We start from the raw sequence: 26,095 nt of genomic DNA on the forward strand, positions 1-26,095 counted from the left end.
TCAGGCATAGGTCACCACGTGGGCGCCCGCGACGGGACCGGGGGCGAGGGTGCAGCGGTAGCCCTGGGCGGTGAGCTCCGCGACGGTGGTGCGGGCCTCGTCGACGTCCTCGTGCAGCACGAGCAGGGTCGGGCCGGACCCGGACAGCAGGACGCCGTCGGGGGCCATGCTGCGCAGCGTGACCTCGACGTCGACCAGGTCGGGACGCAGGTCGCGGGCGGCCGGCCAGAGGTCGTTGGCGAGCAGGTCGCCGATCTCCTCGGGGCAGCCGCCGGCGAGGGCGGCGATCAGCGCGTCCGGGACGGGCGGCTCGGCAGGAGCGTCGGGCGAGAGTTCGTCGAAGTGGCCGTAGACCGCGGGCGTGGACAGGCCCTCGTCGGAGAGGACGACCACCCACCACACCGAGCTGGTGTCCTCGACCGGCGTGACGATCTCGCCGTGGCCGGTGCCGAGCGCGGTCCCGCCGAGCAGCGCGAACGGCACGTCGCTGCCGAGGGTGCCCGCGATCCGGAGCAGGTCGTCGTCGGAGGTCTGCAGGTCCCACAGCCGGTCGAGGGCGAGCAGGGTCGCGGCGGCGTCGGCCGATCCGCCGGCCATGCCGCCCATCACGGGGATGCCCTTGGCGATGGTGATCCGGGCGGCGCGGTCCAGGCCGTGGTGGGCGGCCAGCGCCCGTCCGGCACGCAGGGCGATGTTGTCGTCGTCGAGGGGTACGCCGTCGACCGGCTCCGTCAGCCCGACCGACCAGCTCTCGGCCTCGACGGCCGTGACGTCGTCGTAGAGCCCGACGGCCTGGTAGACCGTCGCGAGGGCATGCTTGCCGTCCGGCCGCAGCCCGCCGACTCCGAGGTGGAGGTTGATCTTGGCGGGTGCCCGGACCGTCACCTGTGTCATGAATCGCCCTTCGGGCCGTCGGCCGTCGCATGGAGGGCGACCGTGATCGCCACGAACTCGTCGATCCCGAGTGCCTCGCCGCGGGTCAGCGGGTCGATGCCCGCCGCCTGCAACGCGGCTTCCGCCTGCTCGGCGCCGCCGGCGAGGGTGCGCAGCGCGCCGCGCAGCGCCTTGCGCCGGTGCGCGAACGCTGCGTCGATCACCGCGAACACCTGCTCCCGCGTCACCTCGTCGGTCGGCGGGGCGTGGTGGGTCCAGGCGACCAGCCCGGAGTCGACGTTGGGCGCGGGCCAGAAGACGTTGCGTCCGATCGCACCGGCCCGGCGTACGTCGGCGTACCAGGCCGCCTTCGCGGACGGGACACCGTAGGTCTTCGATCCGGGGGGCGCGGCCAGGCGGTCGGCGACCTCGGACTGCACCATGACCAGGCCGTGCTCGAGCGACGGCAGCAGCGCCATCAGGTGGAGCAGGACCGGCACGGAGACGTTGTAGGGCAGGTTGGCCACCAGCGCCCGGGGCGGCGGACCGGGGATCTCCGTGACGCTCAACGCGTCGGCGAGCACCACCCGGAACCGCGCGGCCTGGTCGGGGGCGAAGGTCGCGATGGTGGCCGGCAGCTCCGCGGCGAGCAGCGGGTCGATCTCGATCGCGGTGACCTCGGCGCCGACCTCGAGCAGCGCGAGGGTCAGCGAGCCGAGGCCGGGACCGACCTCGAGCACGGTCTCGCCCGCGGTGACACCGGACTCGCGGACGATCCGGCGCACCGTGTTGGCGTCGATGACGAAGTTCTGGCCACGCTGCTTGGTCGGGCGCACGCCCAGCCGTGCTGCGAGCTCCCGAACCTCCGCCGGGCCCAGCAGCCGCGGCGCGGAGGTTTCAGGCATGGGGTCAGGCTATCGGTCTATCGGGGCAGGCCGAGCTTCGCGGCGCAGCCCGGCCAGGCGCCGTACCCGCCCGAGGCGTCGCGAACCCGGGTGGCGATCCGGATCTGCTCCTCCCGGGAGGCCTGGTGCGGGTAGCCGGTGCCGCCGTTGGCGCGCCAGGTCCCGATGTTGAACTGGAGGCCGCCGTAGTAGCCGTTGCCGGTGTTGATGTGCCAGTTGCCGCCGGCCTCGCACTGGGCGAGCCGGTCCCACACGGTGTTGCCGGACTCGATGACCGGCTTGGTGCCGACCTTGACGACCTCTGCGGTCGGCTGGCTGGTGACGGTGGCGGTCAGCACGACGCGGCGCACGACCTCGCCGTTGCGCACCGTCACCTTGTAGGTGACGTCGCGGGTGCCGGGGACGCCCTCGGTGACGACCTTGGTCTGTCCCTGGTACAGCGTGTCGTCGGAGACCTTGCGCACCGGCGCGGGAACGGCCTCGCCGCTCACGGAGCGCTCGCGCTTCTCGATGTCGGTGAACACGATCTTGTCGCCGTCGGCGAGCTCGGTGTCGCGGGCGGGGCGCACCTTGTCGTGCTCGTCGAGCTCGACGCCGACCTCGGCCAACGCGTCCTCGACGGTCAGCGCGGTCACCTCGCGGGTGACGGGCGCCTGGCCGGCGAGGGCGAAGGTGAGCTCCTTCGGGGTGACGACGTCGATCTGTGCGCCACCGCGGCTGATGTCGGCGCCCCGGCTGGTGGAGAGCCGGCTGTCGGCGTACGCCGAGTCGAAGCCCGTGCCGATCGCTGCGCCGATCTCTCGCAGCGCACCGTCGACGTCGGTCGCGGTCACCCAGTGCGTGCTGGTCACGCCGTCGACGGTCAGCTCGACCGGGCGGCTGTACCGGACGGCGATCCGGTCACCGGCCTCCAGCTTCGAGTCGGTGCTGGGCTGCACGATGTCGCGCGCGGACACCTCGAGGCCCTCCTCACGCAGCACGTCGCCGACGGTGTCCCCCATCGTGGAGACGGTGCGCTCCTTGCCGTCGACCGACAGCCGGACCTCGGTGGTCATCGAGGAGTAGCCCCAGGTCACCGCGGAGACCGCCACCAGGACGGCGGCGACGGTGACGACGAGGGCCTTGCGGCTGTGGACCAGCCCGAGGAAGGTCGTCTTCAGGGCCTGGCCCTTGGCGGGCTGGGCGAGGGTGGGGTGCGCAGGTCGCACGATTCTCCGAACGTCGTACTGCCCGGGCCTCGAGCGACCAGCTCGGATCCAACCCCCCTCGCATCGCCGGGTGAGCGGCGGTGCGTCGGCGGTCGGATCGGTGGTGAGCTGGTCGAGGAACTGCTTCCCGATCCCGGCCGTCAGTCGTCCACGAGAACAGGGTTCCTGCGTGGATCGCAACTTGGCGAGGGTCCTCACCTCTCGGACCCGTGACCCGTCTCACGCCGGAGATGTCCCACCCGTCCCATCAGTCACACGGCGGTCGCCCCCTGCCGCGCCGGTCCTTCAGGTCGCGCCCTCGCGGGCCGAAGGGGTCCCCGAGGACTGCACACCGACAGGCACGGAGAAGGAACGATGACGACCAGCGCCCGCTCCTCCGCCCGTGCTCCCGACCCGGACCCACCCACGCACCAGCAGCCGCACCAGCAGCCCCACCAGCAGCCCCGCGAGGTCGTCGCGGCCGTGCTGCACGCCGTGGCGGCCGATGTCGGCCGGGCGACGCTCGTCGCCGAGCTGACCGACACCGGGGAGCCCGTCATCCGCTGGAGCAACCGGGGCGCGAGCGAGCTGCTGGGCTGGGCCGGCTCCGACGTCCAGGGCGTCCGGCTGGACCGGTTCGTCATCGGCTCCGACGGCGCCTCGTTGCGCCCCCTGTTCCGCCGCGAGCGGCCGACCACGACCGCGGTGAGCCTGCGGACCGCGGTCGGCGAGACCGTGGCCTGCCGGGTGAGCACCATCCCCGCGCCCGGCGGGCTGCTCTGGGCGGTGCAGGTGGATCCGGCCCACTCCGAGCGGGAGCTCGCGCTGCGCGCCTCGGCCGACGCCCTCGAGCACCGGTTCAAGGTGATGGCGGAGCGCTCCCCCGTACCGACCATGATGTCCGAGCAGGGGATGCGGCTGGGCCACGTCAACGACGCGCTGTGCGTCCTTCTGGGCGTCACCGCCGACAAGCTCCTCGGCACCGGGTGGATCGCCTATGCGCACCGGGACGACGAGGAGCGGATCGCCGAGACCGTGGTCGCCGTGCTCGCCGGGCAGGAACGCGAGCTGCAGGCCCGGTTCCTCGACAGCCAGCGGCGGGTACGGCACACCGACATGCGGTTCACGCCGCTGCTGACCCCGGGGGTGGGCGACGGCTTCGTGGCCACCTTGGAGGACATCACCGAGCGGCGCGAGTTCGAGGAGCGGCTGAACTACCAGGCGACGCACGACTCGCTGACCGGGCTGCCCCGCCGCGCGCGGCTGTGGGAGCACGTCGGCGCCACGATGGCCGACCCCGACGCCGGCCTGGCCTGCATGTTCCTCGACCTCGACAACTTCAAGGTCGTCAACGACAGCCTCGGGCACACCGCCGGCGACGCCCTGCTCGTCGAGGTCGCCCACCGGCTCACGGCGGCGGTGCGGCCCGGCGACCTCGTCGCGCGGTTCGGCGGCGACGAGTTCGTGGTGGCCTGTGCCACCGGGTCGCTGGACGGCGCGCTCGAGGTGGCCGACCGGATCCTGCGGGTGCTGTCGGCCCCGGTGGTGCTCGACGGCGTCGAGATCCATCCCCGCGGCTCGATCGGCGTCGTGCTGCGCGGTCCCGACCACCACTCGGCCGACGACCTCATCCGTGACTGCGACATCGCGATGTACCAGGCCAAGTCGCGCGGCAAGGGCCGGATCATGGTGCTCGACGAGAGCGCCCGCAGCGCGGCCTACGACACCCTGAGCCTGGTCGCCGACCTGCGCCAGGCGATCGAGCAGCGCCGGATCACGCTGTCCTACCAGCCGGTCGTGCGGGCTCAGGACGGTCGGGCGGAGCTGGTCTCGGTCGAGGCCCTGGCGCGCTGGCGGCACCCCGAGCGGGGCAGCATCCCCGCGGACGTCTTCGTGGGGCTGGCCGAGGAGCACGGGCTGGTGCACGAGCTGGGCGAGCTCGTCCTCGAGACGGCGTGCACGGCGCTGGCGGCGTGGCAGTCCCAGCTGGGAGCGCTGGCACCGCCGTCCGTCAGCGTCAACCTCTCGGCGCTGCAGATGAACGACCACCTGCTGGCCCAGGCGGTGAAGCGGACCCTGCGGCGCAGCGGTCTGCGACCCGAGCAGCTGTGCCTGGAGATCACCGAGTCGGCACTGATGAACGACCCCGACACCGCCTCGACGATCCTGCGCCAGCTGCGCGACCACGGCGTCCAGGTCGCCATCGACGACTTCGGCACCGGGTACTCCTCACTCGCCTACCTGCGCCGCCTCCCCGTCAACTTCCTCAAGGTCGACCGCTCGTTCGTCGCCGAGCTGCAGGACGGGCACACCGCGGTCGTCCAGGCCGTCATCAGCCTCGCCCACAACCTGGGCATCGGCGTGGTCGCCGAGGGGGTGGAGACGACCTCGCAGATCCGGATGCTCGGCCAGATGAGCTGCACCGTCATGCAGGGATTCGTGATCAGCCCGGCCCTGGAGGAGCCCGACTTCGTCGACTGGTGCCGGGCCGGCCGGCTGCTCCCCGCCGGGACGACGCCGTGAGCACGGCGCTGGACGTCGACGCCATCCTCGACGGCCTCGACCAGATGGCCGCGGCACGTCCCGTGGCCGCCCAGGTGGTGGCGACCTGCAACGACGAGGGCACGGGTGCGGGCGAGCTCGCCGCCATCCTCGGCGCGGACATGGCCCTCGCGGCCCGGGTGATGAAGCTGGCCAACTCCGCCTACTTCGGCCTGTCCGGGCGGGTGCGCAGCCTGCAGCTCGCCGTCACCGTGGTCGGGTTCAACACGGTGCGTTCGATCGCGACCGTGGCGCTGTCCGGCATCGACAGCGCCAAGGACCTGCCCGAGGACTTCTGGGACACCTCGGTGCACCTGGCCGCGGCCGCCGGCGCGCTCGGCCCGCGGTTCCGCCTGACCACCGCCGACGCCCTGTGCCTCGGCCTGCTCGCCCAGCTGGGAGCAGCCCTGCTGCACCAGGCCGACCCGGACGGGTACGACGTGGTGCGCGCCACGACCGACCTGGGCACGGAGCGGTTCTCGGCCGAGACCCTGCGCTACGGGATCTGTGGCCCCCGGCTGACCGCCGAGGCCCTGCAGCAGTGGCGCTTCCCCATCGAGATGGTGGACACCCTGCGCGCCGTGCCGTCCGGTGCCGACGGCGTCCTGCTGCGCACGGCGTACGAGCTCGCGGCTCGGCTGCTGGACCCCGCGCACCGTCGGACCGGGCTCGAGCAGGTCTCGCACCGCCGGGTCACCGAGTCCGACGCACCGCGGGTGCTGACCGCGATCCGCGCGGACGTCGCCGCACTCCAGACGTCGTTGGGCCTGTGACCGCCGGGCCGGATGGTCGGGCGCTACCAGCTGCCGCCGAAGGCCAACTCGGTGTTCGCGTCGATCGCGGCGCACAGCTCGGCGAGGTCGTCCCCCCGCTCGGCGGCCATCGCCCGCACCGTCAGCGGGACGAGGTACGACGCGTTGGCGCGGCCGCGGTAGGGCACCGGCGTGAGGTAGGGCGCGTCCGTCTCGACGAGCACCCGGTCCCTGGGCGTGATCCGCAGCGCCTCGCGCAGCGCCTCGGCGTTCTTGAACGTGACCGTCCCGGCGAAGGAGAGGTGGGCGCCGCGGTCCAGGCAGGCCCGGGCGAAGGCGGCGTCGCCGGAGAAGCAGTGCATCACCCAGCGCTCGGGGGCGCCCTCGCTGTCGATCACCGCGAGCACCTCGTCGTGGGTCTCCCGGTCGTGGATGACGAGGGTCTTGTCGAGGCGCTTGGCGATGTCGACGTGGCGGCGGAACGACTCGACCTGCACCGCCCGGCCCTCGTCGCCGGTCCGGAACGCGTCGAGACCGGTCTCCCCCACCGCCCGCACCTTCGCGTGGGCGCCGGCGAGCTGCTCGATCTCGTCCCAGGCGGCCTCGAGCGCGGCGCGTCCCTCCTGCTCGAGGATCCGGGGCGCCTCGTTGGGGTGCAGGGCGACGCCCGCGACCAGCTCGGGGTGCTCGGCCGCGGCAGCCACCGCCCAGCGGGCACCGGGCAGGTCGCAGCCGATCTGCACGATCCGTCGTACGCCGACCGCGGCGGCGGCGTCGATCGCCTCCCGGGCGTCCCACGGCTGCGCGCCGCGGCCCTCCCGGCTGATGTCGAGGTGACAGTGGTTGTCGACGACCGGGTGCGGCAGCGGTTCGGGGACCGGCGGGCGCTGGTCGCTCACGAGGCGGGGTCGGTCGAGCGGACCCGGTGCAGGATCGCGTCGGCCAGCGCCTCGGGCGCCTGGGTCGGGATCCAGTGGGAGACGCCACCCAGCTCGACGAAGCGGTACGGCCCGTCGACCCAGTCGCCGGCGTGCTCCGCACCCCAGCGGCTCAGCGCGACGTCCTGGTCGCTCCACACCATGGTGGTCGGCACGCTGACCCGGCGCCGCATCAGGCGCGGGTCGCCCAGGGGCAGGGCGCGGTACCAGTTGAGCGCGGTCGGCAGCGCGCCGTCCTCGACGATCTCGGTGCGGAACCGGGCCACGTCCTCGGCGGTGAAGCCGGCCGCGCGCAGCTGCCGCGCGGCGAGGTCGTCGGTCCGGCCGAGCACCAGCTCGGGGAGGCGCGGGAGCTGGAAGGCCAGCATGTACCAGGACTTCAGCAGCTGCTCGGAGCGGACCATGGCGGTCAGGAAGGCCTGCGGGTGCGGCACGGACACCGCCGTCAGCGAGGCCACCCGGTCGGCGTGGTGGGCCGCCAGGAGCCAGGCGGGGATCGCACCCCAGTCGTGGCCGACGACGTGGGCGCGCCCCTGCGGGCCGACCAGGGCGTCCACGACGGTGAGGGCGTCGGCCATCAGCTCGCTCGCCCGGTAGTCGCGTCGGCGCCGCGGCCGGGCGCCCCGGGAGTAGCCCCGCTGGTCCATGGCCAGGGTGCGGTAGCCCGCCTCGTGCAGCAGCGGTGCGACCAGGCGCCAGGACGTGGCCCGCTCCGGGAACCCGTGCAGGAGCAGGATCGGCTCACCGTCGGGCGGACCGTCGACGAGGACGTCGAAGACGAGGCCGTCGCGCTCGACGGTCGTGACGGACTTCGGCTCAGCCATCGATGTGCACCACCTGGTAGACGTCGCGTTTGGGGAGTCCAGCCTGCCCGGCCACCACGGCGATCGCCTCCTTGCGTCGCATCCCGGACTCCTCGAGTCCGGCGACGGCGGCCCGCAGGCTGTCCGGGTCGGTCGCGATCCCCGCGCCCGGGGTCGCGCCGGTGACGACGATGGTGACCTCGCCCCGCACCCCCGCGGCGGCCCAGTCGACGAGGGCGGCGAGGCCGTCGCGGCGTACCTCCTCGTGGGTCTTGGTCAGCTCGCGACACACTGCGGCGGCGCGGTCGGCGCCGAAGGCGTCGCGCATCGCCTCCAGCGCCGCCTGGGTGCGGTGCGGCGCCTCGAAGAAGACCATCGTGCGCTGCTCGCTCGCCAGGTCCGCCAGCCGGCGGGAGCGCTCCCCCGCCTTGCGCGGCAAGAAGCCCTCGAAGCAGAACCGGTCGACAGGCAGGCCCGAGACGGCGAGAGCGGTCAGCACCGCCGACGGGCCGGGGACGGCGGTCACCCGGATGCCGGCCTCGACGGCGGCCGCCACCAGGCGGTAGCCCGGGTCGGACACGCTCGGCATGCCGGCGTCGGTCACGAGCACCACCCGCTCGCCGGCTTCGAGGGCCTCGACCAGGGCGGGGGTCCGCGCCGCCTCGTTGCCCTCGAAGTAGGACACGACGCGCCCCGACAGCTCGATGCCGAGGTCGGTCACCAGCCGCCGCAGCCGGCGGGTGTCCTCGGCGGCGACGACGTCGGCGGCGGCCAGCTCCTCGGCCAGCCGGGGCGGCGCGTCGCCGACCTGGCCGATCGGCGTACCCGCCAGCACCAGGACTCCACTCACGTCACGATCCTTGCAGATGGGGCACGTAGGGTTGCCCTCCGTGACCGTCGTCGGCCTGTCCCGCACCGCCCTCGGGCGACGGGTGCCGTTGGCGGTCGAGCGGGCGGTCAGCCCGATCCGGCGGTTGTCCGCGCGGCAGCGGCTGGTCGGCTGGCTCGGCCCGATCGGGCTCACCCTGCTGGCCTTCGCGCTGCGCCTGGTCGGCCTCGGCAACCCGCACCGGTTCGCCTTCGACGAGACGTACTACGCCAAGGACGCGTGGTCGCTGCTCAACAACGGCTACATCGAGACCTACCTGACCGATGTCGACGGCAACACCAAGACCGACATCAACGCCGACATCCTCGCCGGGCACACGCAGGGCGTGTGGACCGGCGAGCCGTCGCTCGCCGTGCACCCGGACGTCGGCAAGTGGCTGATCGCGCTCGGCGAGAAGGCGTTCGGGATGGACCCGTTCGGCTGGCGGATCGCGTCGGCCGTCGCCGGTGCGCTGATGGTGCTCGTCATGTGCCGGCTGGTACGACGGATGACCGGCTCCACGATGCTCGGCTGCGTCGCCGGCACCTTGCTGATGCTGGACGGCCTGCACTTCGTGCTGTCCCGGCTGGCGCTGCTCGACATCTTCTTGGCGCTGTTCCTGCTCTGCGCCGTCTCCTGCCTGGTGGCCGACCGCGACTGGCACCGGGAGCGGTTGGCGAGGCGCGCGCGTCGTACGGATGACGGCGTCGCGCTCACCGGCTGGGGCCCGCGGATCCTGTTCCGCCCCTGGCTGATCGCCGCCGGCGTCTGCTTCGGCCTCGCGGCCGGCACCAAGTGGACCGCCCTCTACCCGCTCGCCGCGCTGGGCGTGCTGTGCTGGATCTGGAGCGCCGGCGCCCGCCGCTCCCTCGGCATCCGGTGGCCGCTGGCGAAGGGCGCGCTCGTCGACGGGATCCCGGCGTTCCTCTCCCTCGTCGTGGTGGCGCTGCTGGTCTACATCGCGACCTGGGGCGGCTGGCTGACGCACGCGAAGGAGTACGAGGAGCACCTCAGCTCCACGCAGTACCGGCAGTACACCGGGCAGGGGCACTGCGCGAAGGACGACGACTCCTACGTCGCCACCGACCTCGACGCCACGAAGAAGTGGCCGACGGCGACCGAGAAGGACGCGAGCGGCCTCGGCGAGGCCTGGCAGTCGCTGCGCTCGCTCTGGTACTACCACCAGGACGTCTACACCTTCCACACGCACTTCCTGGACTGCTCCACCCACTTCTACGAGTCCAAGCCGTCGAGCTGGCTGCTCATCAACCGGCCCGTGGGCGTCGCGGTCACCAACGACATCTCACCCGACGCCCCCGGCTGCGACGCCCCCGCGGACAGCCACTGCATCAAGCAGGTGCTGCTGCTGCCGACGCCCGTGCTGTGGTGGGGCGGCGTCCTGGCGCTGATGTTCGCGGTGGTGATGTGGGTCGGCGCCCGCGACTGGCGCTTCGGGCTGGCCGTCGTCGGGGCCCTGTCGGCCTGGCTGCCCTGGATGATGTACGACGACCGGCCGATCTTCCTGTTCTACGCGATCGCCATCCTGCCCTTCACGATCATCGCGATCACGCTCGCCATCGGGACCTTGATCGGGTCCTCGCGCGCGCCCTCCGCCCGGCGCACCGCCGGGGTGATCGTCGGCGGGGCGTTCGTGGTGCTGACCCTGGTGAACTTCGCGTGGTTCTGGCCGATCTGGACCAACCAGATGCTGACCCACAGCGAGTGGCTGGACCGGATCTGGTTCTCCCGCTGGGTCTGACCCGGGCGGTCTGCCGGTGGTTGAGGAGCGAGGCCGCCCGCGGCCGAGCCTCGAAACCACTGGCCGTGCCGCCGGAACCCGCTCCGGACACAGTTCGCGAGAGCACGTCCGGAGGTTTCGAGGCTCCTCGCTGGCGCTCGTCGCACCTCAACCACCGGAGCACGCTCCTCGCTGGCGCTCGTCGCACCTCGACCACCGGGCGAACCGGCCGGTCAGTGGTGCCGCAGGGCGTCGATCAGCTCGCTCTTCCTCATCGACGAGCGGCCCTCGATGTCGAGCTCGCCGGCGCGCTTGCGCAGCTTGTCGACGGTCCAGTCGTCGTAGTCGCCGGCCTTGCCGCCGCGACGGCCGACCGTGCTGGCGCCCTCGGAGGCCATCGCGTTGGAGATCCGGGCGGCCTTCTCCTTGCTGGCGCCGCCCTTGCGGATCTCCTCGTAGGCGTCCGGGTTCTTGATGCCGGGGCCGTGCTTCTTGCCGGGCATGTCTCCTCCTTCTCGCTCGCGAGGGGTTCCACGTACCTCCCGGCGTTACCCGCGCAGCGGCGCGAGAGACGTGCCGGCGACGATGCGCACCTCGCCGGCCTCATGGTCGATCTCGACCCCCTCGCCGAGCTCGACGATGCGGGCGTGGCGGTGCAGCCAGTGGACGACGGCGGCGACGGCGAGCGGGCCGGGCTCGCTGCGGCGGTCGTAGCCGAAGAGCGCGCCGGGTCGGCCGGGGCCGACGATGAGGGATTCCACGCGATGCTCGCCGGGCCCGTCCGGCGAGCCGACCATGCGCAGGTCGAGGACCTTGGAGCGCCGGGGGAGGTCGGGACACCGGACCGGGATGCCGAGCAGGTCGCCGACGCGGCAGCGGCGGGGATCCGCGGCACGGTCGTGGGCCATCCGGTGCAACAGCCCATGCCCCGGCTCGGAGAGGCGGACGTCGCTGGAGACGTCCTCGACGAGGTCGAAGTCGACGACCAGGGGCAGGTCCTGGTCTGCTGCCGCCTCCCTGACCAGCCGGTGGGCGCGGGCCAGCGCGCCGCCGAGGCGCGGGCCGAAGCGCGGCAACAGGGCGGGCAGGCCCATCAGCAGGGCGGTCGGTACCAGCGCGCCGTCGTCGTCGATGACGAGCTCGATGTCGTCGACCTTGCCGATGAGCCGGTCGTCGGCGCCGATCACCTGCCGGTCCAGCAGGTGCAGCCCGACGTCGTACCCGTTGCGCTCGGCCAGCGATCCCATCAGCCCACCCCTCTCAGCCCTGCCCCATCGACGTGACCGCCATGAGCGGGATCGCGGCGAGGGCCGCGACCGCGATGACGACGAGGTAGAACACCCCGAGCGCGTTCGCGACCGGCCCGTTCACGTGCTCACCGAGGTAGTCGGGGTCGTTGGCGACCACGAGGATCGGGAAGTACGTCAACGGCAGCGCGATCGCCGAGAAGACCACTGAGATCTCGGTGACCATGATCGGGTCGACGCCGGTGAGCAGCACGCCGGCGGCGACGACGGTCGCGAGCAGCAGGATGATGTGGAAGCCGGCCGCCTCCTTCGGGCGTACGAACTTGCCCCACGGGAAGCCGAAGTACTGCGCCAGGCTGTAGCCGGTCGACAGCCCCGTCTCGCAGGCGGCGCCGAAGGTGGCGGCGAAGAAGCCGAGCACCACGACGGCGAGCCCGATCTTCCCGATCCCGACGGCCACCGGCAGGCCCACCTGGCCGAGGGTCTCGACCGCGACGCCGGCAGGCAGGAACACGGTCGCCGCGCACCCCGCGATCGCCACCGAGAGCAGGCCGCCCAGCGGGAAGCCGATGAAGACGTTGGCCCGCATCACCCCGATGTCCTTGCTCGTCCAGCGCTCCTCGACGCCGCCGCTGGAGAAGAAGAACACCTCGTAGGGCGTCATCGCGGCGCCGAACAGCGCGACGGCGAAGTAGGCGTAGGTCGCCCAACCCTCGCCCTCCGGCTTCTCCGCAGGCGACACCCCGGCGACGAGCTGGCCCCAGTCCGGACCGAGCTGCCACAGCGCCACCGCGAAGCCGATGAGCGCGAGGCCCATCAGGCCGAGCACGTTCTCGATCGAGGAGAACTTCGCGCGCCACAGCACCAGCCACACCGCCGCGGCCACGAAGGGCACGATCAGCAGGTGGTGCAGCGAGCTGACCAGCTGCAGCGCGAGGGCCACACCACCGATCTCCGCGATGAAGGTCAGCAGGGTCACCAGCATCGACCCGACCAGGTTGAGGAAGCCCATCCGGGGTCCGAGCCGCTCGCGGACCAGGTCGAAGGTGGCCCGCCGGCTGACCGCGGCGATCCGGCCGGACATCTCGGCGAACACGCAGATGCCGACCACGCCGAGCGCGACGACCCCCACCAGGGAGGTCCCGAACCGCGCGCCGACCTGAGCGTTGGTGACCAGGTCACCGATGTCGACGAAGCCGCCGATAGCGGTCAGGATGCCCAGCAGGACGGCGAAGTAGCGCTTCACGGCGCCGCCTGCTGCAGCTCGTCGGACAGGCGGTCGAGCTGATCGAGGAGCGCCTGGTCGTCGTACTTCCCGGAGACGGCGTGCGCGCGGGCCTCGCCGACGAGGTCGACGGCCCGGCCGAGCAGGTCGAGCACGTGCGCAGCGGCGTCGGCGCGGCCGGCGGGCACCTGCAGGCGCGACAGGTCCTCCTCGACCTTGCCCGCGGCCTCCTCGGCCTCGGCCAGGAGCACCGTGGTGTACGACGACCAGGTGCGCCCCTTGCGCGCCGACTCCAACGCGAGCCGGGCGGTGGCGACCTCGCTGCCGGCGTCGGTGAGGGCCTGGGCAGCCCGGTCGTCCCAGGCCGCCGGGCCGGGCCTGCTCACCACCCCGCACCCGGCGAGAAGGAGGGCGAGGGCGAGCAGGACCGCGACGACGGCCGGACGCTGCGAGCGCTTCACCTCGTGCGGCCCCGCCAGGGGACCACAGCCCACATCACGGTGAACGCGAGCGCGACCGCCGCCGCGGCGATCAGTGCGGCGCGGGTCCCGAGCACCACGTCGAACACCAGGAGCACGACCGCCGCGGACACCACCGCCAGTCCTGCCAGCCCGACCAGCGCGCAGCGCTGGGCCGCGGCCACGATCCAGTCGCGGCGCCCCTGCCGGAACAGGAGACGGTGGTAGCAGACGGGAGCGACGATGACGAGCGTGGTCAGCACGGCGGTCACCAGGATGCCGAGGTAGAGCCGCTGCTGCCCGGCGCTGAGGTCCCCGAACCGGTCCGTGAACGGGACCGTCAGCAAGAAGCCGGTGAGGATCTGCACGCCGGTCTGCATCACCCGGAGCTCCTGCAGCAGCTCGTTGAGGTTGCGGGTGATCTGCTGGGGTGGCCGTCGCCTTTGCCGGGTGCCGGCCGGCGCGGTGGTCACGCCCGGTCCTCCTCCGCCTCCTCGGCATGCGGGTAGTCCTGCTCCGGATCCACCTCCTCGACCGGCTCGTCGAGGGGTGCCTCGGGATCGGTGGGGACGTCGGGATCGTCGGGGATCGGTGGCTCGTCCGGTGCCACCGGCCGCTCGGGGTCGGGAATCGTCATCGTCGCTCCTCCTGGTCCTGGTTGCCGGTGCGGGCATCCGGCCCGGCCTTCCCCTCCTGCACGTCACGGTCCGTCGGGTGCCCCGCGACGGCGTCCGCCGGGGACTCGACCTCGCCGGCGTCGTCGAGGTTGCCCACCTCGGACACCTGGCCCTCGCCAGCGTGCTCGGCCTCTCGGGGATCCGGTCGGTTCTCCATGGCCGAGAGGTACCCCGCGGTCCGGTCAGAACACGGGTTTCCCACCGGTGACGCCCAGGACCGTGCCGGACACGTACGACGCGTCGCCGGGCGAGGCGAGGAAGACGAACGCCGGCGCGACCTCCGCCGGCTGCCCGGCCCGGCCGAGCGGCGTGTCGACGCCGAACTTCTCCACCTTCTCCGGCTCCTGGGTGGCCGGCTGCAGCGGCGTCCAGATCGGTCCGGGCGCGACCGCGTTGACGCGCACCCCGTCGCTGCCGAGCGAGGCGGCGAGGTTGACGGTCAGGTTGTTGATCGCGGCCTTGGTGGCGGCGTAGTCCAGGAGCGTCTCGGAGGGTTCGAAGGCCTGGATGGAGCCGTTGTTGACGATGCAGCCGGGCCGCTTGCGCAGGTACGGTGCAGCGGCCCGGACCAGCCACATCAGCGCGTAGAGGTTGACCTTGAAGGTGCGGTCGATCCGCTCGTCGCTCAGGTCGTCGACGGCGTGGTCGCGGGCCATCTGGTAGCCGGCGTTGTTGACCAGCACGTCGAGGCCGCCGAGCTCGTCGACGGTGCGCCGCACGGCCTCGTCGCAGGCTTCGCTGGTCCGCAGGTCCAGCGCCATGGCCAGGACCCGGCGACCGGCGCCGGTGACCAGCTCGGAGGTCGCGTCGGCATCGACCTGCTCCTCGGGCAGGTAGGTGAAGGCCACGTCCGCACCCTCGCGGGCATAGGCGATCGCGACGGCGCGGCCGATCCCGGAGTCGCCACCGGTGATCAGCGCGACCTGTCCCTCGAGGCGGCCGTGGCCGACGTACGACTCCTCGCCGTGGTCCGGCTCGGGCGTCATCTCCCCGGTGAGTCCCGGGGGCGTCTGCTGCTGGGCGGGGAAGGCGGTTTCTGTCATGTCGAGCCGTTACCCGGGTGTATCCCGAGGAGTCGGGTACGGCGGGGGCCGAGTCGACGAGAACCGACGTCGGACTAGTCGGGTCGGTCTCCCCGAGCCGCCCGGCTGGCGGTGAGGTCGTCGAGCAGCGCGTCCAGCAACCGGCGCAGTCCAGGGTGGCTCACATGCCCCTCCCGGGCCACCTGGATCAAGCGCTCGGCGACCTCCCGCACCTTCACGTTGCGGTTGCGCGACCACCACTTCAGCATCGCGAACGCGGCCTCGGCGTCGAGTCCGTAGCCCAGCATCAAGATGCCCTTGGCCTGCTCGATCGTGTCGCGGGAGGCCGCGGAGGCGGCCACCGCGGCGTCGGCCGCGGCCGACGTCTCCGCCTCGAGCTCGGGGGTCAGGTCGAGGTAGTAGCCGACCAGGCGGTCGACCTTGCCGCTGGTGCGGCCGGCGTCGTACTGGCCCTCGCCGCACAGCACGACGTTGCGCACCTCGTCGCCGACCAGGATCCGGTAGTAGACGTTGAACGGCGCTCCGTCGCTGATCGCCTCCTGCAGCGTCTGCTCGACGAGCGCGCGGTCGAGCTCGTGCTTGTGCTGCATGATCAGCTCGGTGGTCGGCTCGACCTCGCCCGGCCGGTAGCCGTGGATCGCGAAGACGTCGTCGTCCCACTCCCACTGCTCGTCGACCACGTGGAAGACGAAGCGCCCTGTCTGCCGTGCCCCCTCGGCCGGAACCAGCCCGGCCAGCGACGCCGGCTCCCCCCCTGGGACTGCTCGACCCATCTCTCCCCCCGTGCGTGCACTCGGCGACTGCGTATGCGGCCCGACGGCCGGGGTACCCCGCAACCACCCGGAGGAGGTCGGCATGGGACGACGGACCGTCTGCGATGAGAACTATCCCGAACGACGTGCGGCGCGCACAACAGGGGGCCAGCTCCCCGCGCTGCTGACGGTACGACGGGTCCTGCTGCGCCTGATCCTGGGCGAGCTGTGGGAGGGAAGGACGAGGACCGGATGAGGCTGCCCCAACCGTGCGGCCCGCTCAGCGAGGGCGTGGTCGAGACCCTGCGTGCCCGGCCGCAGGGCCTGCACGCCGTGCCCGAGCCGCGGGCCATGGGAGACGTCACCTACCCGCTGACCGACCGCGACCTCCAGCTCGCGCTGTGGGTCCTCTACGAACTGCACTACCGGGGCTTCGACGACGTCGATGACCCGCGGGCCGAGTGGGACCCGCTGCTCATGGTGAGCCGGGCCGCGCTGGAGCGGACCTTCGAGCACGCCGTGCGAGAGCTGGTGGGCGCGACCCCGCAGGACGCGCCCGCGCTCGAGGACCTCGGCGACACCCCGGCCGAGCAGGTCACCGCGGCGCTGGTGCGGATGACCGCCCGCTCCGGTCCCTCGGAGGTCGCCCAGTTCCTGCACCGGCGTGCCACCCGGCAGGAGTTCTGCTCCTACCTGGCCGAACGGGCCGTCCACCACCTGCGCGAGTCCGACCCGCAGAGCTTCGTGCTGCCGCGCATCGGCGGCGCCGCGAAGGTGGCGCTCGCAGAGCTGCAGTACGACGAGTACGGCGGCGGCCGCCCCGACCGGCTGCACCAGGCGCTGTTCGCCCGCGGGCTCGCCTCGCTGGACCTGCCGACCGACCTCGCGTCGTACGTCGAGCAGGCGACGGGCGCGACCCTCGCCTCGGTCAACCTGATGTCGCTCTTCGCCCTCAACCGTCGCCTCCGCGGTGCGGCGATGGGACACCTGGCTGCCTTCGAGGCGACCAGCTCGCTGCCGTGCGACCGCATCCTGCGCGGGGCCCGGCGTCTGCGACTCCCGGAGGAGGTCGCCGACTACTACGACGAGCACGTCGAGGCCGACGCGGTCCACGAGCAGCTGGCGATCCGCGGGATCTGCGCGGCGCTGGTCGCCGACGAGCCGGAGCTGGCTCCCGACGTCGTGTTCGGCGCGACCGCGTGCCTGGCCGTCGACGGCCTGGCCGGCCAGGTGCTGCTCGACGGGTGGCGGGCACGCCGCGAGGACCGGGCGGCGGGGTGAGCTGCTGATGAGCAAGCGACGCGTCGTCGTCACGGAGTGCCCCGGCGGACCGCTGCTGGTGCGCGGCGCCGACGAGGTGGTCGGCGTCGACGGCACCGCCGCACCGGTGGAGCGCGCCGTCGTGGCGGTGTGCCGCTGCGGCCGTTCCGACCGGCTGCCCTGGTGCGACGACAGCCACCGCGACCGACGGAGGAAGAGGAGCCCATGAGAGCCGTGACCTGGCAGGGCAGGAACCGGATGAGCGTCGAGGACGTCCCGGACCCGCGGATCCAGGAGCCTGACGACATCGTGATCCGGGTGACGTCGAGCGGACTGTGCGGATCAGACCTGCACCTCTACGAGCCCCTCGCCCCCTTCATGGAGGTCGGGGACGTCGTCGGCCACGAGCCGATCGGCGTCGTGGAGGAGGTCGGCCCCGACGTCTCGTCGTTGCGCCGCGGCGACCGCGTCGTCGTACCGTTCAACCTCAGCTGCGGCCGGTGCTGGATGTGCGCCCGCGGGCTGCAGAGCCAGTGCGAGACGACGCAGAACGTCGAGCAGGGCACCGGTGCGAGCCTGTTCGGCTACAGCAAGCTGTACGGCCAGGTGCCGGGCGCCCAGGCGGAGTACCTGCGGGTGCCGTTCGCCGACCGGCTGCCGATCAAGGTCCCCGAGGGGCCGCCCGACGACCGCTTCGTCTTCCTCTCCGACGTGCTGCCGACCGCCTGGCAGGCCGTCGACTACGCCGGACTGCGGCCCGGGGACACGCTCCTGGTGCTGGGCGCCGGCCCGATCGGTGACATGTGTGCCCGGATCGCGTTGATGCGCGGCATCCGGGTGTTCGTCGTCGACCCGGTGCCGGAGCGGCTGCAGCGGGTCTCGGCGTACGGCGCCGAGGCGCTCGTCACCGACAGCGACGCCGACACCGTCACCACGATCCTCGAGGTGACCAGCGGGCGCGGCGCCGACGCCGTGATCGACGCCGTCGGCATGGAGGCGCACGGTTCCCCCGTGGCCGAGTCGATGGCCAAGGTGGTCGGCCTGCTGCCGGACCGTCTCGCCCAGCCGCTGATGCGCACGGCCGGTGTCGACCGGTTGGCCGCTCTGCACCTGGCCATCGACGCGGTCCGCCGCGGCGGCACCGTGTCAGTCGTCGGCGTCTACGGCGGGCCGATGGACCCGATGCCGCTGATGGAGATGTTCGACAAGCAGGTCCAGCTGCGCATGGGGCAGGCGAACGTGCGCCGGTGGAGCGACGAGATCCTCGCCCTGCTGCTGGAGCCGACCGACCATCTCGGGGTGGAGACGTTCGCGACCCATCACCTGCCGCTCGAGGCCGCCCCGGCGGCGTACCGCGACTTCCGCGACAAGAACGACGGCATGGTGAAGGTGCTGTTCCAGCCCTGAGCCGACGACCGCGCCCCATGCGATTCGGTGGGGGAATGCGTGATTCCCTGGCCAATTCGCATGGGGCGCGGTGGCATCAGGCTGCGTGCGGCTTCCCGCCCGGTTCTGCGCCGACGGCACGGCGCAGGTCGGTGAAGATGCGCTGGAGCAGCCGGGAGACCTGGACCTGGGTCACGCCGAGCTCGTCGGCGATCTCCTGCTGGGTCCGCTGCTCGTAGAACCTCATCCGCAGGATGCGTCGGTCACGCGGCTTGAGCCGGCGGCAGGCCGGGCCGAGGATGGCGACGGCCTCGCTGTGGTCGAAGCCGGCGTCGACCGTCGGCAGCAGGTCGCCGAGCGAGGTTCCGGTGGCGACGACCGGCTCGTCGAGGGAGGCGGCATGCACGAGGTCGCCGCAGGCGAGGGCCTCCTCGATCTCGGCGGGCGGGCAGTCGAGCTCGTCCGCGAGCTCGCACGGCGTCGGCGGACGGCCGAGGCGCTGGGCCAGATCCTCCTCCGCGGCGACCACGCGCGGCCGGATCTCCTGGATCCGACGCGGCGGGCGCACCGCCCACGCGGCCGAGCGGAAGTGCCGCTTCAGCTCGCCCAGGATGCTCGGAACGGCGAAGACCAACAGGTCGTCACCGCGCTCCGGGTCGAAGGACTGCACGGCGCGGGTCAACGCCAGGCAGGCGACCTGCTCGAGCTCGTCGGCGGACTGGCCGCGGTTGCGGTAACGGGCGGCGAGGGTGCGGGCCACGGGGATGTTGAGCACGATGACCTCCTCGAGGAGGTCGGCGCGCTCCCCCGGTGGACACTCCCGCGCCTTCGCGAGGAGCTCTGCGGTCCGGGACTTTCGCTCGGCGGAGCTCACCTGGCTGGCGGATGAAGCGGTGGAACGGTGGGGAATGGTGGGGATCGATGCGGTGGACACTGTTACTCCCGAAGATCGAGAGGTGTGGCGGTGGGCTTGGCCACAGTTGTCTGCTGCTTCGCTACCCAACATAGCGCGTCGGTATACCCCGCGCCATCCGACGGGATCATCGTTCCTAGTCATTCGGGACTAGAGACAAGAGGACCGCGCCCGGCGTAACGGCGGACCCCGGCGCTGCGTTCTACAAGTGTGAGGGCGCAACCGGCGCCCGGTCCCGACGGAGGTCGCGGTGGAGCAGATCGTGGTGGCACTCAGCCCCTTCACCCGCCGCAGCCGTTCCCTCGGGGTCAGCCACAGCGCCGCCGGCCTGGACCGCGGCCTCGAGCCCGGCGAGCACCTGGTGCTCCACGACCCGGTGGCCGACGAGCACTTCACCGCGGTCGTCGCCGACATCGCGTTCGAGCTCGACGACACGTCGTACCGGCTCGAGATCGGCACCCGGATCACCGCCGCCGAGGCCGACGAGTGCCTGGCCCCGCCCACCGAGGACGAGCGGCTCACCACCCAGGACATCGTGGCGCTGCTGGCCGAGCTGCGCCGCAGCGAGCGGCACGTGTCGGCCGCGCTGGCCGACCTCCAGGCCCGCTGACGCCTCGCCGCGCCGACGTTCGACCAGGACGCCGTAGTCCTTCCGGGCCACCGAAACACATCCTCCGGCCCGACCTGTTCGGAAAGGATTCAACTACGGCGCGTGGCGTCGGAGAATCGTCCTCGTGCCAGCCGAGACTCCGATCCGCGTCTACATCGTCGACGACCACGAGGTCGTGCGCCGGGGTGTTGCGAGCCTGCTCGAGACCGACCCGGAGCTCGAGGTGGTCGGACAGTCGGGCAGCGCCACCGTCGCGCTGCAGGAGATCCTCGAGCTGCGGCCCGACATCGCCGTCCTCGACGCGAACCTCGCCGACGGCACCGGCGTCGACATCTGCCGCGAGATGCGCTCCGTCGACCCCAACATCAAGGCGCTGATCCTCACGTCGTACGACGACCCCGACGCCATCTCCGCGGCGATCCTCGCGGGCGCGTCGGGCTACGTGCTGAAGAAGATCGAAGGCAACTCGCTGCTCAACGGCATCAAGCTGGTCGCCGGCGGCCACTCGCTCATCGACCCCGCCGTCGCCAACCGCGTCGTCGAGCAGATGGAGATGCAGCGCAAGTCGCTCGACGTCATCTGCGAGCTCACCCCGCAGCAGCGCAGGATCTTCTTCCTCATCGCCGAGGGCATGACCAACCGGCAGATCGCCGAGAAGCTCTACCTGGCCGAGAAGACGGTCAAGAACCACGTCACCGGGCTGCTCGCCCGGCTCGGGCTCCAGCACCGCACCCAGGCCGCGCTGCTCGCCGTACGGCTCCGGGGAGCGGAGAGCGCCGCCCCGGCCGCACCGACCGCCCCGGCCGCGGACCGCATGGACCGCATGGACCGCCGCGTCGGCTGAGGCGCCGCCTGCTCGACGTACGAGACCCCCGCCCCTTGCATCACCGGGGCGGGGGTCTTCGCATGCTTGCGTCGAACGGTCCTCAGAGCTGGAAGCGGCCCACCATGTCCCGCAGCTCGGAGGCGACTCCGGTGAGCTCGGTGGCGGAGGTGAGCGTGTTCTGCGCGCCTTCCCGGGTGTCGGCGGCCGCCGTGGCGACCTGGGTGACGTCCTCGGCGATGCCGTTGGCGCCGGCGGCGGCCTCGGTGACCGAGCGGGCGATCTCGTTGGTGGTGGCGGTCTGCTCCTCCACCGCGGAGGCGATCGTCGACTGGATGTCGTTGATCCGTGCGATGACGTCGGCGATCCGGCTGATCGCGGAGACGGCGCCCTGGGTGTCGCTCTGGATGGCCTCGATCTTCTGGCCGATCTCCTCGGTCGCCTTGGCGGTCTCCTTGGCCAGCTCCTTGACCTCGTTGGCCACCACCGCGAAACCCTTGCCGGCGTCGCCGGCGCGGGCGGCCTCGATGGTGGCGTTGAGGGCGAGCAGGTTGGTCTGCTGGGCGATCGAGGTGATCACCTTGATGACCTGGCCGATCTCGGCGGACGACTCCCCCAGCGACGCGACGGTGCCCTGCGCCTCGGAGGCGACGGTGACGGCGTCGGTGGCGACGGTCGCGGCCTCGGTGGCGTTCTTGGCGATCTCACGGATGGAGGCGGTCATCTCCTCGGCCGCCGTGGCGACGGTCTGGATCGAGGCGGACACCTCGACCGACGCGCTCGACGCGGACGCCGCCCGGTCGGACGTCATCGAGGCGCCCTCGCCCATCCCCTCCGCCAGCGAGGTGAGCTGGCTGGCGGCAGCGCCGAGGGTCTCGGCAGCCCCGCTGATGTTGCCCATGCTGGCCCGCAGGGTGCTCATCAGGGCGCGCAGGCCGTCGGCGACCCGGCCGACGGCGTCGTCACCCTCGACGTCGAGCTCGCGGGTCAGGTCGCCCGTCGCCGCCGCGGAGACGACGTCGAGGATCTGAGCCACCTTGCCCGACAGTACGGCGGCCGCCTCGCGCTCGGCGACCTCGCGGTCGATCCGCGCGATGGTCTCCGAGACCAGGCGGCCGACGTTCCGCAGCGCGTCGAGGCGCTGCACGCTCGGCTGCAGGGTCTCGGTGGCGAAGAAGTCCATCGTGCCGACGACCTCGCCGTCGACGATGACCGGGAAGCAGACGCCGGACTTCACGCCGACCCGCTGGGCGACGGGCGCCCGCACGCAGTCGGTCATCTCGCCGATGTCCGGGGTGAAGTACAGGTCGCGCCGCGCCCAGGCCCGACCGGACAGGCCGATGCCCTCGGCGAACGACGCCTGCAGCGTCACCTGCCGGAACTCCGGACCGGCGTCACCGGACTCCCGGTCGAACTTCAGCAGCCGGTCGGCGGGGTCGACGGTCCAGTAGGAGCCGTACGCCCAGCCGAACTCGCCGCGCACGGTGTCGAGCACGATCTGGACGGCGGTGTCCACGTCGGTGGCCGCGCCGAGGCCGGAGAGGATCTTGTTGACGGCCGAGGTGTCGGCGGCGGCCTCGGCGCTCTCGCGCTCGATCCGCAGCCGGTCGGTGATCACCTCCCAGGTCGCCATCGCGCCGACGTACTCACCGCTGGCGTCGGTGATCGCGCTGACCAGGAGGTCGAGCGTCTGGTCGCCCACCTTGATGTCGGCGCGCCGCGGCAGGTGCTCGGCACTCGCCAGCAGGCCGCGCTGGTAGGCGGGGCTCTTGTGGAAGATGTCGAGGCTGGAGCCGACGACCTCGTCGGCCTTCACCGGCAGCACCGCCTCCAGGCTGCGCAGCGTGTTGAGCGACGCCGGGTTCATGTACTGGATCACGAAGTCGCGGTCCGCGAACATCATGTTCGTCGGGCTGTTCTCCATCATCGAGCTGGCGATCGCCGTCTGCTGCTCGACGCGCAGCTTCTGGGTGACGTCCTCGACCACGACCAGCGCGCCGACGTACCTGCCGGCGGCGTCGTGGATCGCGGTGAACGACAGGTCGCGCGTGGCGAACTCCGAGGCGACCCGGTCGGCCAACGGGAGGTTGTCGGCGGTGGCGGTCACCCGGCTGCCGAGCTCGGGGTGCGCGTAGATCAGCTCGAACGACGCGCCGACCAGCGTCTCCGGGTCGACGTCGGGGACGTCCGGGCCGCCCGCGGCCAGCTCGGCCCGGGCCTGGCGGTTGACGTACTGGACCCGGTAGTCGGGTCCGACGACGAACGCGCCGGTCGGGAGGGCGTCGTACAGCGCGAAGTCGACGGCAGAGGCGGCTGCGGAGGCGGGTGCGGATGCGGACGCGGTGGCGTTCACCGGCGGGTCGAGGGTCTCGGTCACGGGGTTCCTCCGGTGGTGTCGGGGGTGCTCGTGACGTCGACCGCGCGGTCGGCGTCGAGGACGAGCAGGATGGAGTCGGGCAGGGGCCGGACGCCGCGGACGACGTCCTGGACGGCGCGCGGCATTGTCGACGGTGCCGGCTGCAGGTCGACGCCGGCGGTGTCGATCACGTCGCCGATGTCGTCGACGAGGAGGCTCACCACCTCGCCACGGCTGCGGACGATGACGTTCATGGGCAGCTCGTCGCCCTCCCGGTCGGGCAGCCCCAGGCGCACCCGCAGGTCGAGCGCGGTGACGATCTGGCCGCGCAGGTTGATCAGGCCGGTGACGGCGCGGTCCGCGCGGGGCACCGGCGTCATCGGCTGGCGCCGCAGCACCTCCTGCACCTCGTCGACGGCGACGCCGAAGAACAGGCCCGCCACCCAGAAGGTGCAGTACTGCTCGGCGGTGCGGGTCGCCGTGCTCGGGGCGGTGGTCATGCCGACGCCCCCGATCGTGCGACGACGGCCTCGAGGTCCACCAGGTCGGTCACCCGGTCCTGGACGACGGCGCTGCCGGTGACACCGGCACGGCGACCGACCTCGCTCGAGGTGATCGCGACCTCGACGACGTCGAGCACCTTGTCGATCACGATGCCCACGGCACCCCCCGCTCCCCCGGCACCGCCGGTCTCGTGGACCACGACGCTGATCTGGTCGCCCTGGTCGCTGGTGTCGGGCAGGCCGATCGCCGAGGCGAGCCGCACGAGCGGGAGGATGCCGTCGCGGTACTGCACCACCTCCGACGTCCCGCTGCGCTCCACCCGGTCGCGCCCGAACTCCTCGAGCCGGGCGACCGCGGCCAGCGGCAGCGCGGCCCGGCGGCCGTCGGCGACCTCGAGCACGAGCAGCGCCGTCCGGTCGTCGGCAACGACCGCGCGGGGGTCGCCCGTCTCCTGCTGCGTGGCACCGACGCCGACCGTCCCGGCGATCCCGGCGACGTCGAGGATGAGAGCCACCCGGCCGTCGCCCATGATCGTCGCGCCGGCGTACATCGCGAGCGCCTTGAGCTGGCGCCCGATCGGCTTCACGACGATCTCCTGGGTGTCGTGCACCGCGGAGACGCACAGGCCGAAGCGGACGTCGTCGGACTGCAGGACGACCACCGTGAGTGCCTCGTCCTCGGGGGCGCTGCCGCCGAGCGTCTCGGCGAGGGAGACCAGCGGCAGCAGCTTTCCGCGCAGCCGGAGCACCGGTGCCCCGGCGAGGTTCTCGACCTGGCGACGCAGGTCGTCGCCCTCGATCCGGACCAGCTCGACCAGGTTGGCCTGCGGGATGGCGTACCGCTCGCCCCCCTCCCCGACCACGAGTGCCGGGATGATGGCGAGCGTGAGCGGGATCCGGACGCGGGTGGTCGTACCCCGTCCGGGCTCGGAGGAGACGTCGACGCTCCCGCCGATCCGCTCGATGTTGGTGCGCACGACGTCCATCCCGACGCCGCGGCCGGAGATGTTGGAGACTGCGGCGGCGGTCGAGAAGCCGGGCCGGAAGATGAGGCCGAGCACGTCGCGGCCGTCCATCCGGGCCAGCTGGTCGCGGGTGACGACGCCGCGCTCGACGGCGACCGCGCCGATCGTCGCGGGGTCGATGCCCTTGCCGTCGTCGGCGATCTCGACGACCACCTGGCCGGACTCGTGGTAGGCCCGCAGACTCAGCGTGCCCTTCGCGTCCTTGCCCGCCGCACGGCGTACGTCGGGAGGCTCGATGCCGTGGTCGAGGGAGTTGCGGACCAGGTGGGTCAGCGGGTCCTTGACCGCCTCGAGGAGGCTGCGGTCGAGCTCGGTCTCGTGGCCCTCCATCACCAGCTCGACCTCACGGCCGAGCTGGTGGGACAGGTCGCGCACGACCCGCGGCATCTTCGACCAGACCTGGCCGATCGGCTGCATGCGGGTCTTCATGATCGACTCCTGCAGCTCGCTGGCCACCAGGTCCAGGCGCTGACTGGCGCGGACCAGCTCCGCGTCGGCGGAGCCCAGGCTGCGCTGCACCAGCTGGTTGCGGGTCAGCACGAGCTCGCCGACCAGGTCGACCAGGTCGTCGAGCAGGTCCACGTCGACCCGGACCGAGGCGTCCACGACCGCACGGCGCTCAACGCCGTCCCACGACTCGTCGGCGGGGGCGGGGGCGGCGGGGGCCTCCACGACAGGCGCGACGGGCTGGGCGACGGGCTGGGCGACGGGCTGGGCGACGGGCTCGGCGACGGGCTCGACCGGCGGCGCCGGCTCGGTCACGGACGGAGCCGCCGGGGACACGTCCGGCTCCTCCGTGACCGAGTCGGCCGCCAGCAGGCCCTCGATGACCGCGACGACGGGGGCGACGTCGACGGCCGGGTCGGTGTCACGGCCGGTGCGCTCGATGCCCTCGAGCAGCGCGCGGACCGTGTCGACCATCGAGAGCAGTCCCTCGGCGATCGGAGGCGTCATCACGACCTCGCCGTCGCGCAGGCGCGAGAGCAGGGTCTCCCCGACGTGGGTCAGCTGCTCCAGCCGGTTGAAGGCCAGGAACCCGCTGGTGCCCTTGATGGTGTGGATCGTGCGGAAGATGCTTGAGAGCCGCTCCCGTGAGTCGGGCTGCTGCTCGAGCTCGACCAGGTCACGGTCGAGCTGGTCCAGGTTCTCGTGGGACTCCACGAGGAACTCGGCGATGATCTCGGCGTCGTCGTCCATCCGCCCTCCCTCCAG

General features: G+C 72.4%; 28 protein-coding genes. 9 read left to right on the forward strand and 19 right to left on the reverse strand.

All coding sequences use genetic code 11. The features are described from left to right. The 3 genes from KU893_RS03110 to KU893_RS23110 are packed head-to-tail and all read right to left on the reverse strand — an operon-like array spanning position 1 to position 2,986. Positions 1-894, reverse strand: coding sequence for a 4-(cytidine 5'-diphospho)-2-C-methyl-D-erythritol kinase (locus KU893_RS03110; RefSeq protein WP_218232861.1), 894 nt, complete (start codon positions 892-894; stop codon positions 1-3). After that, complete coding sequence (gene rsmA, locus KU893_RS03115) at positions 891-1,778, reverse strand: 16S rRNA (adenine(1518)-N(6)/adenine(1519)-N(6))-dimethyltransferase RsmA (RefSeq protein WP_218232862.1); 888 nt, start codon at positions 1,776-1,778, stop codon at positions 891-893. The genes KU893_RS03110 and rsmA overlap by 4 nt, the downstream gene beginning before the upstream one ends. A 17-nt stretch (positions 1,779-1,795) precedes the next feature. After that, positions 1,796-2,986, reverse strand: coding sequence for a resuscitation-promoting factor (locus KU893_RS23110; RefSeq protein ID WP_308167166.1), 1,191 nt, complete (start codon positions 2,984-2,986; stop codon positions 1,796-1,798). A gap of 354 nt (positions 2,987-3,340) precedes the next feature. On the opposite strand from KU893_RS23110, the gene KU893_RS03125 reads away from it, so the two are divergent. Both KU893_RS03125 and KU893_RS03130 read left to right on the forward strand, forming a co-directional pair. Then, entirely contained in the window at positions 3,341-5,488 is a 2,148-nt protein-coding gene (locus tag KU893_RS03125; RefSeq protein WP_218232863.1) for a putative bifunctional diguanylate cyclase/phosphodiesterase, read from the forward strand. Next, a complete protein-coding gene (locus tag KU893_RS03130; RefSeq protein WP_218232864.1) occupies positions 5,485-6,279 on the forward strand; it encodes an HDOD domain-containing protein in 795 nt (264 codons plus the stop codon). The genes KU893_RS03125 and KU893_RS03130 overlap by 4 nt, the downstream gene beginning before the upstream one ends. A gap of 23 nt (positions 6,280-6,302) precedes the next feature. On the opposite strand, the gene KU893_RS03135 is transcribed toward KU893_RS03130, so the two are convergent. Genes KU893_RS03135 through rsmI form a run of 3 tightly spaced genes read right to left on the reverse strand, consistent with a single transcriptional unit; the run spans position 6,303 to position 8,849 of the window. Continuing rightward, positions 6,303-7,157 (reverse strand): TatD family hydrolase, encoded by an 855-nt coding sequence (locus KU893_RS03135; RefSeq protein WP_218232865.1) that lies wholly within the window; start codon positions 7,155-7,157, stop codon positions 6,303-6,305. Beyond that, positions 7,154-8,020, reverse strand: coding sequence for an alpha/beta fold hydrolase (locus KU893_RS03140; RefSeq protein WP_218232866.1), 867 nt, complete (start codon positions 8,018-8,020; stop codon positions 7,154-7,156). Before KU893_RS03140 ends, KU893_RS03135 begins: the two co-directional genes overlap by 4 nt. Next, on the reverse strand, positions 8,013-8,849 hold the full coding sequence (gene rsmI / locus KU893_RS03145; RefSeq protein ID WP_218232867.1) for a 16S rRNA (cytidine(1402)-2'-O)-methyltransferase: 837 nt from the start codon (positions 8,847-8,849) through the stop codon (positions 8,013-8,015). Before rsmI ends, KU893_RS03140 begins: the two co-directional genes overlap by 8 nt. 40 nt (positions 8,850-8,889) lie before the next feature. On the opposite strand from rsmI, the gene KU893_RS03150 reads away from it, so the two are divergent. Next, entirely contained in the window at positions 8,890-10,626 is a 1,737-nt protein-coding gene (locus tag KU893_RS03150) for a dolichyl-phosphate-mannose--protein mannosyltransferase (protein ID WP_257440837.1), read from the forward strand. A 212-nt stretch (positions 10,627-10,838) separates the two neighbouring features. On the opposite strand, the gene KU893_RS03155 is transcribed toward KU893_RS03150, so the two are convergent. The 9 genes from KU893_RS03155 to KU893_RS03195 form a co-directional block, all read right to left on the reverse strand. Then, positions 10,839-11,108 carry a DUF7218 family protein gene (locus KU893_RS03155; RefSeq protein ID WP_218232869.1) on the reverse strand — a complete coding sequence of 90 codons (270 nt, stop codon included), beginning with the start codon at positions 11,106-11,108 and terminating at the stop codon, positions 10,839-10,841. A gap of 45 nt (positions 11,109-11,153) precedes the next feature. Beyond that, positions 11,154-11,852 carry a hypothetical protein gene (locus KU893_RS03160; protein WP_218232870.1) on the reverse strand — a complete coding sequence of 233 codons (699 nt, stop codon included), beginning with the start codon at positions 11,850-11,852 and terminating at the stop codon, positions 11,154-11,156. A gap of 13 nt (positions 11,853-11,865) precedes the next feature. After that, positions 11,866-13,098, reverse strand: a complete 1,233-nt coding sequence (locus KU893_RS03165) for an NRAMP family divalent metal transporter (RefSeq protein ID WP_218232871.1) — start codon at positions 13,096-13,098, stop codon at positions 11,866-11,868. After that, positions 13,095-13,538 carry a hypothetical protein gene (locus KU893_RS03170; RefSeq protein WP_218232872.1) on the reverse strand — a complete coding sequence of 148 codons (444 nt, stop codon included), beginning with the start codon at positions 13,536-13,538 and terminating at the stop codon, positions 13,095-13,097. Before KU893_RS03170 ends, KU893_RS03165 begins: the two co-directional genes overlap by 4 nt. Further along, on the reverse strand, positions 13,535-14,008 hold the full coding sequence (locus KU893_RS03175; RefSeq protein WP_218232873.1) for a DUF6328 family protein: 474 nt from the start codon (positions 14,006-14,008) through the stop codon (positions 13,535-13,537). The genes KU893_RS03170 and KU893_RS03175 overlap by 4 nt, the downstream gene beginning before the upstream one ends. Next, on the reverse strand, positions 14,005-14,172 hold the full coding sequence (locus KU893_RS03180; RefSeq protein WP_218232874.1) for a hypothetical protein: 168 nt from the start codon (positions 14,170-14,172) through the stop codon (positions 14,005-14,007). The genes KU893_RS03175 and KU893_RS03180 overlap by 4 nt, the downstream gene beginning before the upstream one ends. Continuing rightward, the gene (locus KU893_RS03185) at positions 14,169-14,369 is read right to left on the reverse strand and encodes a hypothetical protein (protein WP_218232875.1); all 201 of its coding nucleotides are present in this window, start codon (positions 14,367-14,369) and stop codon (positions 14,169-14,171) included. Before KU893_RS03185 ends, KU893_RS03180 begins: the two co-directional genes overlap by 4 nt. A 25-nt stretch (positions 14,370-14,394) precedes the next feature. Beyond that, positions 14,395-15,255 (reverse strand): SDR family oxidoreductase, encoded by an 861-nt coding sequence (locus KU893_RS03190; RefSeq protein ID WP_218232876.1) that lies wholly within the window; start codon positions 15,253-15,255, stop codon positions 14,395-14,397. A 74-nt stretch (positions 15,256-15,329) separates the two neighbouring features. Then, entirely contained in the window at positions 15,330-16,028 is a 699-nt protein-coding gene (locus KU893_RS03195) for a PAS and ANTAR domain-containing protein (protein ID WP_218232877.1), read from the reverse strand. Positions 16,029-16,110: 82 nt separating this feature from the next. Here KU893_RS03195 and KU893_RS03200 point away from each other — a divergent pair, with 82 nt between their 5' ends. From KU893_RS03200 to KU893_RS03215, 4 genes are read left to right on the forward strand one after another with little or no spacing between them, the layout of a single operon-like run. Further along, positions 16,111-16,263: a hypothetical protein gene (locus tag KU893_RS03200; protein ID WP_218232878.1), complete on the forward strand. Its 153-nt coding sequence runs from the start codon at positions 16,111-16,113 to the stop codon at positions 16,261-16,263. After that, a complete protein-coding gene (locus KU893_RS03205; protein WP_218232879.1) occupies positions 16,260-17,288 on the forward strand; it encodes an iron-containing redox enzyme family protein in 1,029 nt (342 codons plus the stop codon). The genes KU893_RS03200 and KU893_RS03205 overlap by 4 nt, the downstream gene beginning before the upstream one ends. A gap of 7 nt (positions 17,289-17,295) precedes the next feature. Continuing rightward, complete coding sequence (locus KU893_RS03210) at positions 17,296-17,496, forward strand: CDGSH iron-sulfur domain-containing protein (protein WP_218232880.1); 201 nt, start codon at positions 17,296-17,298, stop codon at positions 17,494-17,496. Continuing rightward, complete coding sequence (locus KU893_RS03215; protein WP_218232881.1) at positions 17,493-18,674, forward strand: alcohol dehydrogenase catalytic domain-containing protein; 1,182 nt, start codon at positions 17,493-17,495, stop codon at positions 18,672-18,674. The genes KU893_RS03210 and KU893_RS03215 overlap by 4 nt, the downstream gene beginning before the upstream one ends. Positions 18,675-18,750: 76 nt before the next feature. Here KU893_RS03215 and KU893_RS03220 read toward each other — a convergent pair whose 3' ends face one another. Continuing rightward, complete coding sequence (locus KU893_RS03220; RefSeq protein ID WP_218232882.1) at positions 18,751-19,527, reverse strand: sigma-70 family RNA polymerase sigma factor; 777 nt, start codon at positions 19,525-19,527, stop codon at positions 18,751-18,753. Between the two features lie 289 nt (positions 19,528-19,816). Here KU893_RS03220 and KU893_RS03225 point away from each other — a divergent pair, with 289 nt between their 5' ends. Beyond that, a complete protein-coding gene (locus KU893_RS03225; RefSeq protein WP_218232883.1) occupies positions 19,817-20,176 on the forward strand; it encodes a hypothetical protein in 360 nt (119 codons plus the stop codon). Between the two features lie 124 nt (positions 20,177-20,300). Next, the gene (locus KU893_RS03230; RefSeq protein ID WP_218232884.1) at positions 20,301-21,020 is read left to right on the forward strand and encodes a response regulator; all 720 of its coding nucleotides are present in this window, start codon (positions 20,301-20,303) and stop codon (positions 21,018-21,020) included. A gap of 82 nt (positions 21,021-21,102) precedes the next feature. On the opposite strand, the gene KU893_RS03235 is transcribed toward KU893_RS03230, so the two are convergent. Genes KU893_RS03235 through KU893_RS03245 form a run of 3 tightly spaced genes read right to left on the reverse strand, consistent with a single transcriptional unit; the run spans position 21,103 to position 26,080 of the window. Beyond that, positions 21,103-23,376, reverse strand: a complete 2,274-nt coding sequence (locus KU893_RS03235) for a methyl-accepting chemotaxis protein (RefSeq protein ID WP_257440838.1) — start codon at positions 23,374-23,376, stop codon at positions 21,103-21,105. Then, on the reverse strand, positions 23,373-23,855 hold the full coding sequence (locus KU893_RS03240) for a chemotaxis protein CheW (protein WP_218232885.1): 483 nt from the start codon (positions 23,853-23,855) through the stop codon (positions 23,373-23,375). Before KU893_RS03240 ends, KU893_RS03235 begins: the two co-directional genes overlap by 4 nt. Then, positions 23,852-26,080 (reverse strand): chemotaxis protein CheA, encoded by a 2,229-nt coding sequence (locus tag KU893_RS03245; RefSeq protein WP_218232886.1) that lies wholly within the window; start codon positions 26,078-26,080, stop codon positions 23,852-23,854. Before KU893_RS03245 ends, KU893_RS03240 begins: the two co-directional genes overlap by 4 nt. Positions 26,081-26,095: the final 15 nt, after the last annotated feature.

It is taken from the genome of Nocardioides daeguensis (genome assembly GCF_019192965.1).
Taxonomy (GTDB): Bacteria; Actinomycetota; Actinomycetes; order Propionibacteriales; family Nocardioidaceae; genus Nocardioides; species Nocardioides daeguensis.

What these genes read in the sequence shown, in the direction of transcription:
- KU893_RS03110 (WP_218232861.1), bottom strand. Translation starts at nt 894, where the DNA reads ATGACACAGGTGACGGTCCGGGCACCCGCCAAGATCAACCTCCACCTC.
- rsmA (WP_218232862.1), bottom strand. Translation starts at nt 1,778, where the DNA reads ATGCCTGAAACCTCCGCGCCGCGGCTGCTGGGCCCGGCGGAGGTTCGG.
- KU893_RS03125 (WP_218232863.1), top strand. Translation starts at nt 3,341, where the DNA reads ATGACGACCAGCGCCCGCTCCTCCGCCCGTGCTCCCGACCCGGACCCA.
- KU893_RS03140 (WP_218232866.1), bottom strand. Translation starts at nt 8,020, where the DNA reads ATGGCTGAGCCGAAGTCCGTCACGACCGTCGAGCGCGACGGCCTCGTC.
- KU893_RS03155 (WP_218232869.1), bottom strand. Translation starts at nt 11,108, where the DNA reads ATGCCCGGCAAGAAGCACGGCCCCGGCATCAAGAACCCGGACGCCTAC.
- KU893_RS03160 (WP_218232870.1), bottom strand. Translation starts at nt 11,852, where the DNA reads ATGGGATCGCTGGCCGAGCGCAACGGGTACGACGTCGGGCTGCACCTG.
- KU893_RS03180 (WP_218232874.1), bottom strand. Translation starts at nt 14,172, where the DNA reads ATGACGATTCCCGACCCCGAGCGGCCGGTGGCACCGGACGAGCCACCG.
- KU893_RS03185 (WP_218232875.1), bottom strand. Translation starts at nt 14,369, where the DNA reads ATGGAGAACCGACCGGATCCCCGAGAGGCCGAGCACGCTGGCGAGGGC.
- KU893_RS03190 (WP_218232876.1), bottom strand. Translation starts at nt 15,255, where the DNA reads ATGACAGAAACCGCCTTCCCCGCCCAGCAGCAGACGCCCCCGGGACTC.
- KU893_RS03195 (WP_218232877.1), bottom strand. Translation starts at nt 16,028, where the DNA reads ATGGGTCGAGCAGTCCCAGGGGGGGAGCCGGCGTCGCTGGCCGGGCTG.
- KU893_RS03200 (WP_218232878.1), top strand. Translation starts at nt 16,111, where the DNA reads ATGGGACGACGGACCGTCTGCGATGAGAACTATCCCGAACGACGTGCG.
- KU893_RS03205 (WP_218232879.1), top strand. Translation starts at nt 16,260, where the DNA reads ATGAGGCTGCCCCAACCGTGCGGCCCGCTCAGCGAGGGCGTGGTCGAG.
- KU893_RS03210 (WP_218232880.1), top strand. Translation starts at nt 17,296, where the DNA reads ATGAGCAAGCGACGCGTCGTCGTCACGGAGTGCCCCGGCGGACCGCTG.
- KU893_RS03215 (WP_218232881.1), top strand. Translation starts at nt 17,493, where the DNA reads ATGAGAGCCGTGACCTGGCAGGGCAGGAACCGGATGAGCGTCGAGGAC.
- KU893_RS03240 (WP_218232885.1), bottom strand. Translation starts at nt 23,855, where the DNA reads ATGACCACCGCCCCGAGCACGGCGACCCGCACCGCCGAGCAGTACTGC.
- KU893_RS03245 (WP_218232886.1), bottom strand. Translation starts at nt 26,080, where the DNA reads ATGGACGACGACGCCGAGATCATCGCCGAGTTCCTCGTGGAGTCCCAC.